This window comes from Flavobacterium pectinovorum, from assembly GCF_022802975.1.
Taxonomy (GTDB): domain Bacteria; phylum Bacteroidota; class Bacteroidia; order Flavobacteriales; family Flavobacteriaceae; genus Flavobacterium; species Flavobacterium pectinovorum_B.
The window spans coordinates 279,607-293,810 of record NZ_JAFEVZ010000004.1 but is presented as its reverse complement, the minus strand read 5'-3'; the positions used below and the strand labels follow the sequence as shown (position 1 = coordinate 293,810).

Here is a 14,204-nt window from a genome sequence, read left to right as displayed (position 1 = left end):
TAGTTTTTAATATTTTTGTATGTTATAGTTTCGACCAAAAAAAAAGGCTTGTCGTGATGACAAGCCTTTTATATTTTATAGTTTACAATACCATAGGAAGCTTTGTTCACGACATTTGACGTAAATTGTTCCACCACCAAGTATTGTTCATTGTAATTTTCATAATCTTATTTTGATAAGGCAAATATATAAATGTAATTTGAATTAGATTGCATTAAAAGCGAAAAAAAACTTTTCTTAATTTAGAAATTTGTTAAATATCTAAAAATAATGACTGGTTTTTAGAACTTAATTTCCACTTGCAAGCGTGTTGTTTACGTTCATTCTAAAGTCCGGATTCCCTTTGATATTAGGCATTGTAAACAAATCGCTGTTTTTGATTTTTGTAAATTCTAAAGCGTTTTCCGGCTTGTTGTAATAGTTCTTAATTCCAGTATTATTGCTCACAGATTCACTTAAAATTTCACCACTGCAATTGTTAACAATCAGATTTTTGAATGTTATTTTAGATAAATTGACTTCACCATTACCAATATTTCCTTCCAATAAAGTAAAAGGGGTAAAGCCGGAAATGATGCTGTTAGTTAAGTTAAAAAAAGTATCTTCTCGAATATAAGCAGATTCACGAACTAATCCCTGATTGTTTTCTTCGAGATTAACCAACGTGATGTTGCTGGCATTTATTTTGGTCATTTTTTTGGTCATATCGGTATTTTCTATTTTGTCATACGAGTCTACTTCAAAGCATCTGGAACCTGAAATATCAGATGAAAAAGGATGACGAATAGCAATACTGTTACTAATATTGATTTGTGCTCCTTGAGTAAAATCAAAATCATCGTCAGTAGTTCGGTACGAAATTAAGTTATTCATGTTCAAATCGCCACCATAACATTCAAAAGAATCATCATTTGAATAGCTGATCTGGATATTACTTAAAACCGTTTTTTTTCCAACACCGGCTAATGAAAGTCCGTTAAGTTCTTTTAAAGCACTCAGTTTTCTTCCTGAAAATTCAATGCGCACATATTTCAAAACTCCTGAATTATCTTCAGCATCCTGACCTCCATAGTGATTCAGCATTGGTTCCAGATTAAAAGGCAAAGTGTTTATTCCTCCTAATTTATTGATAGGAGCTTTTCCCAGAATGATGATTCCACCCCAGTCACCAGGTCTTCTTTCAGTAATTTCTTTATTAGAAGTAAAAATTATGGGATCTGTTTCTAATCCTTCTGCGATAATTTTTGCACCATTTGTAATTACTAATGTACCGCAGGTTTTATCGTCTCCTCTGATAACTGTTCCGGGTTCAATTGTAAGGACAGCATTATTGGTTACATAAACAACTCCTACTAACTGATAGGTATTGCGTTTGGTTAGTTTTGTGTCTTTATCGATTGTACCGGCAATAATATTTGTGGCTTCGTTGTATTCAATATTGGCTGGTTTAAAATTAGTCCAGTTGTTCATCCAGTTAGATGTTCCTATGATTCCTTTTTGTTGTTGTGCCTGAAGAAAGAGAGTGCTGAAAAGTGTTATAATTGTAATGTGTATTGTAGTTTTCATAACTAACATTTTGATTTCTGTTTTTATTGTTTTTTAATAATGCCAAAATTAAAAGCCGAATGTTAATCAAAACGCTAAGCCTTGTTATGAAAGGGTTATTTGAGTATTAAGAACGTTATTTTTATGTTTTTTGATATTTTATTTTAAAAGGAAACCCCAACAATTTAAATTGTTGGGGTTTCCTGAATTTCAAATTAGTAAGTCTGAAATATTAGAATTTTAAAACTACAGTCAATTCGAAATCGTCATTGATAGTTTTGTCTCCTAAGTTTTCGAAGAAGTTACCAGAGTTGTATTTGATATCGTATTTAGTTCTGTCAACTTTAAATGCAGTTGTAGCAGTATTTCCTTTTACAGTGATGTCAAAAGTTACAGGTTTAGTGATTCCTTTGATAGTCAAATCAGCAGTAACTGTATAAACGTCAGTTGCTTTTGCTCCAATAGTTTTGAAAACTAATTTTGCAGTTGGGAATTTATCAGTTCCGAAGAAATCGTCAGCTTTTAAGTGACCGTTTAGTTTTCCTTGGTATTCTCCGGTTAAATCAGTTGCAGTTAATGAAGTCATATCAACAGTAAAAGAACCTCCTGTTAACTTTTTTCCTTTCAAAACTACTGCTCCTTCTTTGAAGTTTACAGTTCCTGAGTGCTCTCCGGTTACTTTTTTACCTACCCATTTGATAGTAGATGCTTTTACGTCGATTTTTTTAGTTTGTGCGTTTACTGATACTGACGCTACTGCTACGAATAATGCTATTGCAATTGTTTTTAAATTTTTCATGTTGTGAAATTGATTTTGATTGTTATTAATAATTATAGTGTGATAAATAATTCGTCCTGAGATTTTCTAACTTTTTTGTAATGTTGAGCTTCGTCCTCATCATGTCTGTAACCTATAGTAGCTACAACTGCTGCATTTAGACCTAATTTGTCAAAGCCTAAAATTTCATTGAATGCTGATGGGCTAAAACCTTCCATTGGTGTAGTGTCAATTTTTAATTCGGCAGCTGCACTTAATAATGTTCCTAAAGCGATGTAAGTTTGTTTAGCAGTCCAGATATTTTTAGCTTCTTGAGATAAGTTAGAAATAACGCCATTCATCATATCTGCAAATCCTCCTAAAGCATCTGTAGGAACTCCTCTGGTTTCGCTTATATTTTTGATGTACGCTTCAACTGATTTTGAATCAAGATTAAGATCATTTGCAAAAATGAACAGGTGAGAAGCATCTGTAATTTGAGTTTGTCCCCATGCTTCAGCTTTTAATTTTTCTCTTAATTCCGGGTTTTCTACGATAACCACTTTAAATGGCTGTAATCCGTATGAAGAAGCAGCTAATCTAACAGCTTCTTTTAATGTATTTAAATCTGATTCAGAGATTTTTTTGGTTGCATCAAATTTTTTGGTTGCATATCTCCAATTTAAATTTTCTAATAGTGTACTCATGATATTAATTTTGTTGGGTTCGGTATTTTTCTAATAATTGGTTTAATAATTCTAATTCTTCCGGGCTTATATTGGCAGCAAATTCACGCTCATGTGCATCTACTTTCGGGTCTAATTCTTTTAAAACGTCTAATCCTTTCTGCGTGATTAAAACTTCAATTTTTCTTCTGTTTCCCGGACAGACGTTTCGGGTTACATACTTTTTTAATAGCAGTTTGTCAACCAATCTTGTTGTGTTGCTGGTTTTGGCAAGCATGCGTTCCTGTATCACACACATATTGGCAGGATTTCCTTTTTGTCCTCTTAATATGCGCAGTACATTATATTGTTCTCCGGAAAGATCATACGGTTTTATCAACTCGTTGAAATGATCCTGAATCACATTTTGCGTGTACATGATATTTAGAATAACTTTTTTCGCATTATCCATCTTAACAGTACTTTTTATAACCTCTTCAATTGTCATAGTTGTAAGTGTATAATTTGTATATACAAATGTATAGCTTTTAATAGTTGTATATACAAATGTAGTGTTAATTTTTTGTTAATAAAATTAAACTGTTTTTTAATTGTATATAAATCCTATGTAATTAGTATAAAAGTAATATAATTTTTTTTAAAAAATATTGATTAAAGATATAATTTAAAAAATGTCATCCTGAGCGGAGTCGAAGACTTTTAGACAAGAAAGGGCTTCGACTAAGTTTATCCTGAGCGTAGCCGAATGGACTCAGCCTGATATTAATTTTTAATTTTATTACGATTTAAGAATAATTAGCGAATGTTTTAAAGGAGTAGGATGTTTATTTCTTGTAAGAGTATGACTTGCATGCTTCTTATTGAAATTCAGATAAGAGGTATATTTTGGATATTTTTTTAAAATCTGAAATTTCTTTGGTTATCCAGATTTCATCATGTCCGAGTTCTTTGGCAATTAGGCGTGCTGTTTTTTCAGAAGATTCAATTGCAGCTCTGGCGTCTAAAAATAATAAGCGAACACGTCTTGCCAGAACATCATCAACAGTTCTTGCCATTTCATAGCGAACAGCCCAGACTACTTCTGCCATTGTAAATTCGTGATTGGGATGTAATTTTTCGTTTAATTCAGGTTCGCTTTTTTGTAATTCGGTTATTTTAGGAATATCAGAACCATAGATATAAAGGTGATTGTTCCGATCAGCAGTAGTGGTGGGTTTGTTTCCATGTATAGCAAGGTGTTCAGTATTACATGGTTTTTTTGGCAGTTTACCGGTACTGATTGCCTTGTCTATAATATCTTCGGCAATTTTTCTGTAGGTTGTCCACTTTCCTCCGGTAATAGTGATTAAGCCGGTTTTAGAAACGAGAATTTTATGACTTCTGGAAACTTCTTTGGTGCTTTTACCTTCTTCTTTTGGAGCGGCCAGAGGGCGCAGACCTGCAAAAACAGATAATACATCGGCTCTCGTTGGTTTTTTTGTTAAAAAGCGTTGGGCTGTTTCCAAAACAAATTGGATTTCACTTTCCAGTGCAACAGGCTCTAAGCTATGGCTTTTAATTAACGTGTCTGTTGTCCCTACCACCACACGGTTATGCCACGGAACTGCAAATAAAACTCTTCCGTCTTTTGTTTTCGGAATCATCAGGGCTTGATCGCCGGGTAAAAATGATTTGTCAAACACCAAATGGATTCCCTGACTCGGAACGATATATTTTTTATACACTTTATCGTTGAGCTTCATTATGGCGTTTGTAAAAACCCCTGTAGCATTTATGATGGCTGATCCTTTTATCTCGTATTTAATTCCGGTTTCCTGATCGATTGCCTGTACGCCAACAACAGTTTCTTTGTTGTCTTTTATTAGATTAACAACCTTTATATAGTTAATGACACAAGCACCTTTTTCTACTGCGGTCTGCGCCAGATTGATGGCTAAGCGTGAATCATCGAATTGTCCGTCGTGATAAATAACGCCGTTTGCCAATCCATTTTCCTGTACATTCGGAAGCATTTCGATTGTTTTTTCTTTTGAAATGTATTTTGAAGCACCCAAACTTAAGCTGCCCGCCAATAAATCATAAATTTTTAAGCCGATAGTATAGAAATAACCGCTCCAGCGATTGTAATTCGGAATAACAAACGATTGGTTTTTTACCAAATGACCAGCGTTTTGAGCCAGTAAGCCTCTTTCTTTTAATGCTTCGCGTACCAAATGTACATCGCCTTGAGCCAGATAACGAACTCCGCCATGAACCAGTTTTGTGCTTCTGCTTGAAGTTCCTTTTGCAAAATCGACTGCTTCGAGTAAGATTGTTTTGTAACCTCTGCTGGCAGCATCAAGAGCAGTTCCTAAACCGCTTGCTCCTCCGCCAATGATTATAACGTCCCAATTTTCGGTATTTTGTATTTTGGATAATTCCTCTTTGCGATTCATATTTGCTTGCTATTTTGGGACTTGTTGTTGCGTAACAAACATAAGAAAAGGAATGAGAATAACGAGATTGTTTATCTTAAATAAGACACAAAATTCAATTTTCTGAAGAAGAAAGTATTATAAGCTGTATGGTCGCGTGAGGGATAAGAGCAAACTGCCGAAGCAGTGCGGATAGCCCGACAGCATCCCGATAAAAAGGGGTGTAAACGCAAAGAATATTACCCTTTTTATCGGGATGGTGGCACGCCCAAATGATTTTAAATTTTTTAGGTGTTATTGACTTAAATAATTTTCGATGTAAGTATTCAGTGTTTTTCGCTCTTCGGTTGTGGCATCATTATCCATATCACTATGATTAACAGCTGTGAATTGAACCGTCATTCCGTATTTTTTTTGTTCTTGTTCTGTAGGCAAAACACCTTTGTCTGCGTCATAGTTTTTTGAGCGCAGTGTATATATTTTTGGACTATGAACTCTTGGGAGAGGCATTCTTCGGTTATCCATTGTTATGATCTTGTAAACTAATTTAGGATGTTTTGTGGCAAATAAAGCTGTCATGTCTCCACCATTAGAATGCCCAATCAAAGCAAGATGTTTGAAGTCTAAATCCGGTTTTGTTTTTTTGAATTCATTTAGTACAAACAGAATGTTTTCAGAGCCTCTTTCCCAGTTTGGTCTTCTGGTAATTTTAAAATCTCCTTCCATTGGAAGAAGATCATCCGTTGGCAATTCATGTTGAATACTGATAACAAAATATCCTTTAGAGGCCAAATTCTCTGTTAAATAGGAATATATTTTATTGTCTCCGCCCTTGTTCTCGCCATATCCGTGGCTGAAAATTACGATACGCTGATTAATTATTTTGCTTTCTGTTTTTTGGTGATAAATAGCGACAGGGATTTTTCGGTTTCGTGATGGGTCAAACAATTCTAAACTATCCATTTGAACGGGATAAATTGTATTTGAAATTTGAGTGTTAGATTTCTTGTTTCCGGAACAGCTTGCAAATAATAAGACGAGAAACAGTTTAAAATAGAGTTTGCTCATTTTTGGAGTGTTTTTTATAATTATCAAACCCGACAGATTTTCAAAACCTGTCGGGTGTATTTTGTTTTTCAATTTGAAATTTGAAACCTGAAACTAATTTTTAGTGAGGAAGCTTGTCTTTTATCAAACCGTAAACCCATGTTCCGGCAATGGCACTTACTAAAGTTACGACAATCACTGTTGCGCCTGTACCAATTTGAGCGAACAATGGTCCAGGACATGCGCCGGTAATCGCCCAGCCAAAACCGAATAATAGTCCTCCGTAGATTTGTCCTTTGTTGAACGTTTTGGGTTGGATTTCGATTTTTTCGCCCTGAAGTGTTTTGATATTGAATTTTTTAATCAATTGCACTGATAGTAATCCGACAGCAACGGCACTTCCGATTACGCCATACATAAAGAAAGATTCCAGGTTGAACATTTCCTGAATGCGGAACCAGCTGATGATTTCGGCTTTTACGAATACAATGCCGAAAAAGATACCAACAATTAAATACTTTAGATTTCCGAATGCGGATTCGTTTTGCTGACTTGCGTTGATTCCTTCGCTGTCTGTATTTTTATTTTCTAAACTCATTTTTAAAATTTTAAAGTGAAAGAATATATGGTAATATCAATAATGCCATTATAAAACCGCCAATCATAAAACAGATAGTTGCGACTAATGAAGGCCATTGCAGGTTTGATAATCCCATAATTGCGTGTCCGCTCGTGCATCCGCCGGCATATCGTGTTCCGAAGCCTACTAAAAATCCCCCAACAACAATCATGATGAATCCGCGAAGCGTTAACAGACTTTCCCAGGAAAATAATTGTGCCGGTACTAAACCGGTGTGGTCTGTGATTCCGTAAGTGGCTAATTTGGCTGACAATTCGGGTGTGATGACAACAGCATTTGGATTGGATAGGAAGTACGCACCAATAACGCCGCCAAGAAAAATTCCGAGTACGAAAAATAAATTCCAGCTTTCTTTTTTCCAGTCGTATTTAAAAAAAGGAATATTGGCGGGAATACACATTGCACAGATATGGCGCAATGACGAACTGATTCCGAAAGATTTATTTCCGATAATTAATAAAATTGGAACAGTTAATCCAATCAGCGGGCCTGCAACATACCAAGGCCAAGGTTCTTTTATAATTTCAAGTGTACTCATGTTTTATTGTAAAAATTAAAGTTTTTTTTCACCATATAAGTGATATAAGTAATTATAAGTTGGAGCTTAATTGCCGAGCTTATATTAGCTCATGTAAGCGTTTATGTTTTTTTACCATATAAGTGATGTAAGTAAATATAAGTTGGAGTTTAATTGTCGAACTTATATTAGCTCATGTAAGCGTTTATGTTTTTTTACCATATAAGTTATGTAAGTAATTATAAGTTGGAGTTTAATTGTCGAACTTATATTGGCTCATGTAAGCGTTTATGTTTTTTTACCATATAAGTGATGTAAGTAAATATAAGTTGGAGTTTAATTGTCGAACTTATATTAGCTCATGTAAGCGTTTATGTTTTTTTACCATATAAGTGATGTAAGTAATTATAAGTTGGAGTTTAATTGTCGAACTTATATTGGCTCATGTAAGCGTTTATGTTTTTTTACCATATAAGTGATATAAGTAAATATAAGTAGGAGTTTAAATTGCACCGAATTATATAAGTTCATATTAATTTATAGGGTAAGATTATGTTTTTTTCTATATCCAACTTCATTTAGTAATTACAGTTAGGTTTTACAACGCACCGAAATTAAATGAACTTATATCACTTATATGGTAAAATTAGCTCATAAGCGTTTATGTTTTTTTTCACCATATAAGTGATGTAAGTAACTATAAGTTTGATTTTAGATTGAGCCGAACTTATATGAACTCATATAAATTTAACTAGTTTATAGTTAAACCGCACAGAAATTAAATGAACTTATATCACTTATATGGTAAAAAAAATCAATGTTTACGCTTTCAAAATCTTACTTTGACAAACGAAATCTGATTTTGGAATATCCGTTTTTGCAATCGCTCCAAATCCGCCCTCAATTTCGGTAAAATTTCTGAAACCTCTCGCTTGTAAAATCGAAGCGGCGATCATACTTCTGTAGCCTCCTGCGCAATGTAGGTAAAAATGCTCATTCGGATCAATGTCTTTTACCCAGTCATTAATATAGGCCAGAGGTTTGCTGTACGCATCTTCGATATGTTCGGCTTCGTATTCGGTTTCTTTGCGAATATCGATTATTTTGTCTTTTTGAATGTTTACTTCGCCTGCAAATTGTTCAGCTGAAATTCGGTTTACATAATCTGTTTCCAGACCTGCTTTTTCCCAGGCTTCAAAACCACCTTTCAAATGTCCAATGATTGTATCAAAACCTACACGGCTTAGACGGGTTACGGTTTCTTCTTCCGTGCCAACTTCGGTAACTAGAATAATCGGCTGTTTTACATTGGCAATTAAAGTGCCAACCCAGGGAGCAAAATCACCATTGATTCCGATATTAATAGATTGAGGAATAAATCCTTTACAGAAATCAGCAGCGGTTCTTGTATCCAGAATCAATGCTCCGGTTTCTTCAACAACAGCTTCAAAATCTTTTACATCAATCTCTTTCAATCCATTATGTAAAACCGATTCAAAGGTTTCGTATCCTTGTTTGTTCATGGCTACGTTCATGCTGAAGTAGGCCGGAGGAGGCAATAAGCCATCCGTAACTTCTTTGATGAATTCGGCTTCAGTCATATCGGCGCGCAACGCATAATTGGTAACTTTTTGATTCCCGATAGTCGAAACCGTTTCTTTACTCATGTTTTTCCCGCAGGCGCTTCCGGCACCGTGCGCAGGATAGACGATTACATCATCAGCCAAAGTCATGATTTTGTCTCTTAACGAATGAAATAGAATCCCTGCTAATTCATCCTGTGTCATTCCGGCTGCTTTCTGAGCCAGATCAGGACGGCCGACATCGCCAATAAATAAAGTATCTCCGGAGAAAATAGCGTGATCTTTTCCGTTGGCATCGATCAATAAATACGTTGTGCTTTCCATCGTGTGCCCAGGTGTATGCAGTGCTTTTATTGTAATATCTCCAATTTTAAACTCCTGTTCGTCTTTGGCAATAATACAGTCAAATTCGGGTTTAGCATTTGTTCCGTAAACGATTGGCGCTCCGGTTTCTTTGCTCAAATCAACGTGTCCCGAAACGAAATCGGCATGGAAATGTGTTTCAAAGATATATTTGAGTTTTACGTCATCGCGTTCTAAGCGATCCAGATAAGGCTGAATTTCCCTAAGCGGATCAATAATCGCAGCTTCTCCGTTTGAGGTAATATAGTAAGCACCTTGTGCGAGGCATCCGGTGTAAATTTGTTCGATTTTCATAATTTGGTAATAATAATGGGATAACAAAGGTAGTTTTGTTTTTTCTTAAAATACGTGACTAATGTTACAGAAATTTGTTTTTTCCAAAAAAAATGTTTGGTGGTTTTTACCATATAAGTGATATAAGTAATTGTAAGTTGGGGTTTAAATCGTGCTGAAATGATATGAACTCATATATATGCGCAAAAACTAAAATGAACTTATATCACTTATATGGTGAAAAAATAAATCTGCGTAATTTTACAATTCTACAAAAATCATAAATATGAACACACAAGACTTATTGGATCAAATCGCTTTTATAAAAGAGATTGATAAAGTAAAATACATTCAGCGTAAAACAAAATTGTTTAACAGCGATCGTTGTGAAAATGATGCTGAACACAGCTGGCATCTGGCTTTGATGGCAATTGTACTGGCAGAACATTCCAATGAATCAATAGATGTTTTGAAAGTCGTAAAAATGGTTCTGATACATGATATTGTGGAGATTGATGCCGGTGATGTTTTTATTTACGATACCGTAAAAAATCATTCGAATACTGATGAAGAACGATTGGCTGCAAATCGAATTTTTGGTTTATTTCCAAAAAATCAGGCCGAAGAACTAATTGCAATCTGGGAAGAATTTGAAGCAGGAGAAACCAATGAAGCTAAATTTGCAAAAGCGATGGACAGATTGGAACCTTTATTACAGAACACTTCTAACGATGGCGGAACATGGAAAGAATTTGGTGTAAATTATCAAAAGGTTTACGAAAAAAAGAGCATCATAAAAGAAGGCTCGAAAACCTTGTGGAATTACGCTGAAGGATTGATAGATGAAAGTGTTGAAAAAGGGATTTTGAAGAAAGATTAATTTTTTTTAGCACAATGTTGTCATTTCGAACGAAGAGAGAAATCACATCAGAAACTCCACAAAGAATATCTTCGAATCTTTGTAGAATCCCGCGTGCGATTTCTCCTCCGTCGAAATGACAAACTTTGGCGAAATATCCACAAAAATTAAAATGAACTTATATCACTTATATGGTTTAAAACTTTACAAATAAACTGGTTTTACAGGACAGCAATTCGGGTTTTAATGGGTAAATTTGTGGAACTTCATAAACAAATTACCTTATGGAAGAAATGCTCTTTTATGACCGAATGCAATTCGCCTTCACCATTACTTTTCATTATCTTTTTCCACAGCTTACAATGGGTCTTTCGCTGATCATTGTCTACTTCAAGTGGAAATATCTCAAAACCAGTAACGAACAATACAATCACGCCACCCATTTCTGGATGAAGATTTTTGCCCTGAATTTTGCAATGGGGGTTGTAACCGGAATTCCGATGGAGTTTCAGTTTGGGACCAACTGGGCAAAATTCTCCGAATTGACAGGAGGTATCATAGGTCAGACGCTGGCTATGGAAGGCATGTTTTCGTTCTTTCTAGAATCTTCTTTTTTGGGAATCTTTTTATTTGGAGAAAAACTTCTCGGACATAAATGGCATTTTGTAACCGGAGTATTAATCATGATTGGATCCTGGGCAAGCGGTTACTTAATTATCGCCACACATTCGTGGATGCAGAATCCGGTGGGTTACGAAATTCTGGAAAACGGAAAATTTGTACTGACGAATTTTAAAGCCTTGTTCTTAAATCCGTGGCTTTGGCCTTCTTATTTACACAATCAGGCGGCATCTTTGGTGACAAGTTCCTTTGTTGTGGCGGGAATTGGCGCTTTTTATATTTTGAGTCGGAAAAATGTTTCTTTTGGAAAACTATTTCTGAAAACAGGAGTCATTTTCGGATTGATTTCGAGTCTTTTTGTAGCAGTTCCAACGGGAGATTTACTGGCTAAAAATGTAGTGAAATATCAGCCTGTGACTTTTGCCGCTATGGAAGGAATTTTTCACACAGAAGAAAAAGGCTCTGAAATTGTTTTAATCGGACAGCCCGATGTAAAAGACAAAAAACTGGACAATAAAATCGCCGTTCCTAATATTTTAAGTTTCCTTACCTATGGAAATTGGAATCAGGAAATTCAGGGCTTGGATCAGTTTGAAGAAGACCTGCATCCGACCAATATTTCAGGATTGTATTATGCGTATCATATTATGGTAGGACTCGGAACCGTATTTATCGGTTTGATGGTCATCTCGCTTTTTCAGTTAATCAGAGGAAAATTATTTGAAACCAAATGGCTTTTGTGGTCGCTGATGTTTATGATGCCGTTTCCGTACATAGCGAATACAACAGGCTGGTACACGGCAGAATTAGGAAGACAGCCTTGGCTGGTTTATAATTTAATGCGCACTGCATCGGGTGCTTCGCCAACGGTTTCTTCGGGAAATACCTTGTTTACATTATTGGGTTTTATAGGTTTATACCTTTTGCTCGGAATGCTGTTTTTGCTTTTGATTGGAAAAATTATCAATAAAGGACCGCATCATGTGGAACTTTCAACAGAAAAAATATAAGTATGGAATTTTTTTGGTACGTAGTTTTAATGGGGATTTTGGCCGTTTATATAGTGTTAGACGGTTACGATTTTGGAGCAGGAATTATTCATTTGTTTTTTGCCAATACAGAAAAAGATAAAAAAGCAATTACAAACGCCATTGGTCCGTTTTGGGATGCCAATGAAGTTTGGATTATCGCTGCCGGAGGAGTTTTGTTTTTTGCTTTTCCGACTTTATATGCTTCCTCTTTCAGCGGATTTTACCTGCCTTTGATTATGATTTTATGGCTGTTGATTTTCCGTGCGATTGGACTTGAAATGCGCGGACAGGTACACAATCACATGTGGGAGGCGATTTGGGACAAAGCTTTTGGAATTGCAAGTTTGCTTTTAGCTTTATTCTTCGGAATTGCTTTGGGGAATATCGTTCGCGGTGTAAACCTCGGAATGGTTCAAAATGGCGTTTCAACCCAGGAAGCACATTATTTCTTCCTGCCGTTATGGAATCCGACTTTTAGCCCACAGGCAAATGAATTGGGAATTATTGACTGGTTTACTTTGTTTTTGGGAATTGTAAGTGTTGTGGCTTTAACGATTCACGGTGCCAATTGGATTATTTTTAAAACGAATTCATCTTTGAATCCGAAGCTTAAAAATGTAGTTTTTAAACTGAATATCGTTTTATTGATTTTAGTTTTTATCTCCTTACAAATCTGGCATTTTATCGAACCGGAACCGTTTCATAATTTTATTGAAACTCCAATTCTTTGGTTTTTTCCACTACTGACTTTTGTTGGAATTATAGGATTGTTCAAAGTGCGTTCGTACCAAAAAGATGGCTTCGGATTTTTATTTTCTTCGTTGTTTTTAGTGGGCGGATTTGCCTCAACAGCTGTTTCGATTTTCCCGAATGTTTTGCCTTCAACAAATAAAGTGAATCCATCTTTGACTATCTACAATACAGCTGCCGGAGAATACGGATTGAATGCGGGATTGAACTGGTTTTTTATTGCGTTGTTTTTGGTAATTGTTTATTTTATTATACAGTATCGTGTGTTCAGCGGGAAGATGGATGATGTTGGGTATGGGGAGCATTAGAGATTTCGGCACTTTATTTGCTAAATAAACTATTTATTTTTCAACCAAAACAACTGAAGGGGTATGAGTTTTAAATTACTGAAAAAACTAACTTTGCTTAGTTTAATTGTACTATTGTTGCCTTTTTTTCAGACTTGTTCGGATAAAGAATTAATGAAGAATTCTTTGTTGAAAAATAGCCCGTTGTCAGAAGTTGTTAAAACAAAATCTATACATCAGGATTCTGTTTTAGTAATAATTGATAGTGATTCTAATACAAAAGAATTTCAGTATACATTCAATGAACTTAAGAAAAAAAAACAAGAAACTGTCAATCGATTTTTAAGTTTAAGAGATGAAGCTACAATGAATGGTTATCAATTAGGGATTCAATTTGTACAAAATTTGGAAAGCAATAACTTTTTGGATTCTATAAATGTTCTGGATTTACCATTTTTTCTAATTTTGATAATAACATGCTTACTAATATATTTTTCATTTAAAAAGAAAACGAAAGCTTTACTTATTTTGAGCGTATTAAATTTGCTTCTGTTAGTTGGATATTTATTAATGTATTTTAGTACGGGTTTTTTTGAGGATATTAATCAGGTTAAATTTGGATATTATTTGTTTGTAATAAATTCTATTCTTATAATTATAGAATCTTATAAAATAAGAAATATAAAACACTTCTTATAATTCGGCAATCTTCTTAATGACTATTTTTTCTATAGTTTCAGGTTTTATTCTTCTTGTAATAATCCTGAAATCAGATGTTGTTCGACGAATTTGGCCGATAATTTACGCTTTGTAAAGACTACTATAAATTAA

13 protein-coding genes are annotated in these 14,204 nt (G+C 34.9%); 4 read left to right on the top strand and 9 right to left on the bottom strand.

The genetic code is table 11. From position 1 onward, the window contains the following. Positions 1 to 288: 288 nt before the first annotated feature. The 9 genes from FLV_RS08165 to FLV_RS08125 form a co-directional block, all read right to left on the bottom strand. The gene (locus FLV_RS08165) at positions 289 to 1,566 is read right to left on the bottom strand and encodes a hypothetical protein (RefSeq protein ID WP_243232750.1); all 1,278 of its coding nucleotides are present in this window, start codon (positions 1,564 to 1,566) and stop codon (positions 289 to 291) included. 211 nt (positions 1,567 to 1,777) lie between these two features. Continuing rightward, complete coding sequence (locus tag FLV_RS08160) at positions 1,778 to 2,344, bottom strand: YceI family protein (protein WP_243232744.1); 567 nt, start codon at positions 2,342 to 2,344, stop codon at positions 1,778 to 1,780. A 32-nt stretch (positions 2,345 to 2,376) separates the two neighbouring features. After that, entirely contained in the window at positions 2,377 to 3,009 is a 633-nt protein-coding gene (locus FLV_RS08155; RefSeq protein ID WP_243232742.1) for an NAD(P)H-dependent oxidoreductase, read from the bottom strand. 4 nt (positions 3,010 to 3,013) lie between these two features. Further along, entirely contained in the window at positions 3,014 to 3,475 is a 462-nt protein-coding gene (locus FLV_RS08150) for a MarR family winged helix-turn-helix transcriptional regulator (protein ID WP_243232740.1), read from the bottom strand. 370 nt (positions 3,476 to 3,845) lie between these two features. Next, positions 3,846 to 5,423, bottom strand: a complete 1,578-nt coding sequence (locus FLV_RS08145; protein WP_243232738.1) for a glycerol-3-phosphate dehydrogenase/oxidase — start codon at positions 5,421 to 5,423, stop codon at positions 3,846 to 3,848. 273 nt (positions 5,424 to 5,696) lie between these two features. After that, a complete protein-coding gene (locus FLV_RS08140) occupies positions 5,697 to 6,470 on the bottom strand; it encodes an alpha/beta hydrolase family protein (protein ID WP_243232736.1) in 774 nt (257 codons plus the stop codon). 100 nt (positions 6,471 to 6,570) lie between these two features. Next, positions 6,571 to 7,047 carry a DUF6691 family protein gene (locus FLV_RS08135; protein WP_243232734.1) on the bottom strand — a complete coding sequence of 159 codons (477 nt, stop codon included), beginning with the start codon at positions 7,045 to 7,047 and terminating at the stop codon, positions 6,571 to 6,573. 10 nt (positions 7,048 to 7,057) lie between these two features. After that, positions 7,058 to 7,627, bottom strand: coding sequence for a YeeE/YedE family protein (locus FLV_RS08130; RefSeq protein ID WP_243232732.1), 570 nt, complete (start codon positions 7,625 to 7,627; stop codon positions 7,058 to 7,060). An 800-nt stretch (positions 7,628 to 8,427) separates the two neighbouring features. Then, the gene (locus FLV_RS08125) at positions 8,428 to 9,846 is read right to left on the bottom strand and encodes an MBL fold metallo-hydrolase (protein ID WP_243232730.1); all 1,419 of its coding nucleotides are present in this window, start codon (positions 9,844 to 9,846) and stop codon (positions 8,428 to 8,430) included. Positions 9,847 to 10,111: 265 nt separating this feature from the next. Between FLV_RS08125 and FLV_RS08120 the strand changes: the two genes are divergently transcribed. The 4 genes from FLV_RS08120 (at position 10,112) to FLV_RS08105 (ending at position 14,072) form a co-directional block, all read left to right on the top strand. Further along, positions 10,112 to 10,705: an HD domain-containing protein gene (locus FLV_RS08120; protein ID WP_243232728.1), complete on the top strand. Its 594-nt coding sequence runs from the start codon at positions 10,112 to 10,114 to the stop codon at positions 10,703 to 10,705. A 263-nt stretch (positions 10,706 to 10,968) separates the two neighbouring features. Continuing rightward, positions 10,969 to 12,315, top strand: a complete 1,347-nt coding sequence (locus FLV_RS08115) for a cytochrome ubiquinol oxidase subunit I (RefSeq protein ID WP_243232726.1) — start codon at positions 10,969 to 10,971, stop codon at positions 12,313 to 12,315. A 2-nt stretch (positions 12,316 to 12,317) separates the two neighbouring features. After that, positions 12,318 to 13,394: a cytochrome d ubiquinol oxidase subunit II gene (cydB, locus tag FLV_RS08110; RefSeq protein ID WP_243232724.1), complete on the top strand. Its 1,077-nt coding sequence runs from the start codon at positions 12,318 to 12,320 to the stop codon at positions 13,392 to 13,394. Between the two features lie 63 nt (positions 13,395 to 13,457). Continuing rightward, positions 13,458 to 14,072: a hypothetical protein gene (locus FLV_RS08105; protein WP_243232721.1), complete on the top strand. Its 615-nt coding sequence runs from the start codon at positions 13,458 to 13,460 to the stop codon at positions 14,070 to 14,072. The last annotated feature ends 132 nt before the right edge of the window (positions 14,073 to 14,204 follow it).

Coding starts and splice junctions, on each gene's coding strand:
- FLV_RS08165 (WP_243232750.1), bottom strand. CDS start 1,566: ATGAAAACTACAATACACATTACAATTATAACACTTTTCAGCACTCTC.
- FLV_RS08160 (WP_243232744.1), bottom strand. CDS start 2,344: ATGAAAAATTTAAAAACAATTGCAATAGCATTATTCGTAGCAGTAGCG.
- FLV_RS08155 (WP_243232742.1), bottom strand. CDS start 3,009: ATGAGTACACTATTAGAAAATTTAAATTGGAGATATGCAACCAAAAAA.
- FLV_RS08150 (WP_243232740.1), bottom strand. CDS start 3,475: ATGACAATTGAAGAGGTTATAAAAAGTACTGTTAAGATGGATAATGCG.
- FLV_RS08145 (WP_243232738.1), bottom strand. CDS start 5,423: ATGAATCGCAAAGAGGAATTATCCAAAATACAAAATACCGAAAATTGG.
- FLV_RS08140 (WP_243232736.1), bottom strand. CDS start 6,470: ATGAGCAAACTCTATTTTAAACTGTTTCTCGTCTTATTATTTGCAAGC.
- FLV_RS08135 (WP_243232734.1), bottom strand. CDS start 7,047: ATGAGTTTAGAAAATAAAAATACAGACAGCGAAGGAATCAACGCAAGT.
- FLV_RS08130 (WP_243232732.1), bottom strand. CDS start 7,627: ATGAGTACACTTGAAATTATAAAAGAACCTTGGCCTTGGTATGTTGCA.
- FLV_RS08125 (WP_243232730.1), bottom strand. CDS start 9,846: ATGAAAATCGAACAAATTTACACCGGATGCCTCGCACAAGGTGCTTAC.
- FLV_RS08120 (WP_243232728.1), top strand. CDS start 10,112: ATGAACACACAAGACTTATTGGATCAAATCGCTTTTATAAAAGAGATT.
- FLV_RS08115 (WP_243232726.1), top strand. CDS start 10,969: ATGGAAGAAATGCTCTTTTATGACCGAATGCAATTCGCCTTCACCATT.
- cydB (WP_243232724.1), top strand. CDS start 12,318: ATGGAATTTTTTTGGTACGTAGTTTTAATGGGGATTTTGGCCGTTTAT.
- FLV_RS08105 (WP_243232721.1), top strand. CDS start 13,458: ATGAGTTTTAAATTACTGAAAAAACTAACTTTGCTTAGTTTAATTGTA.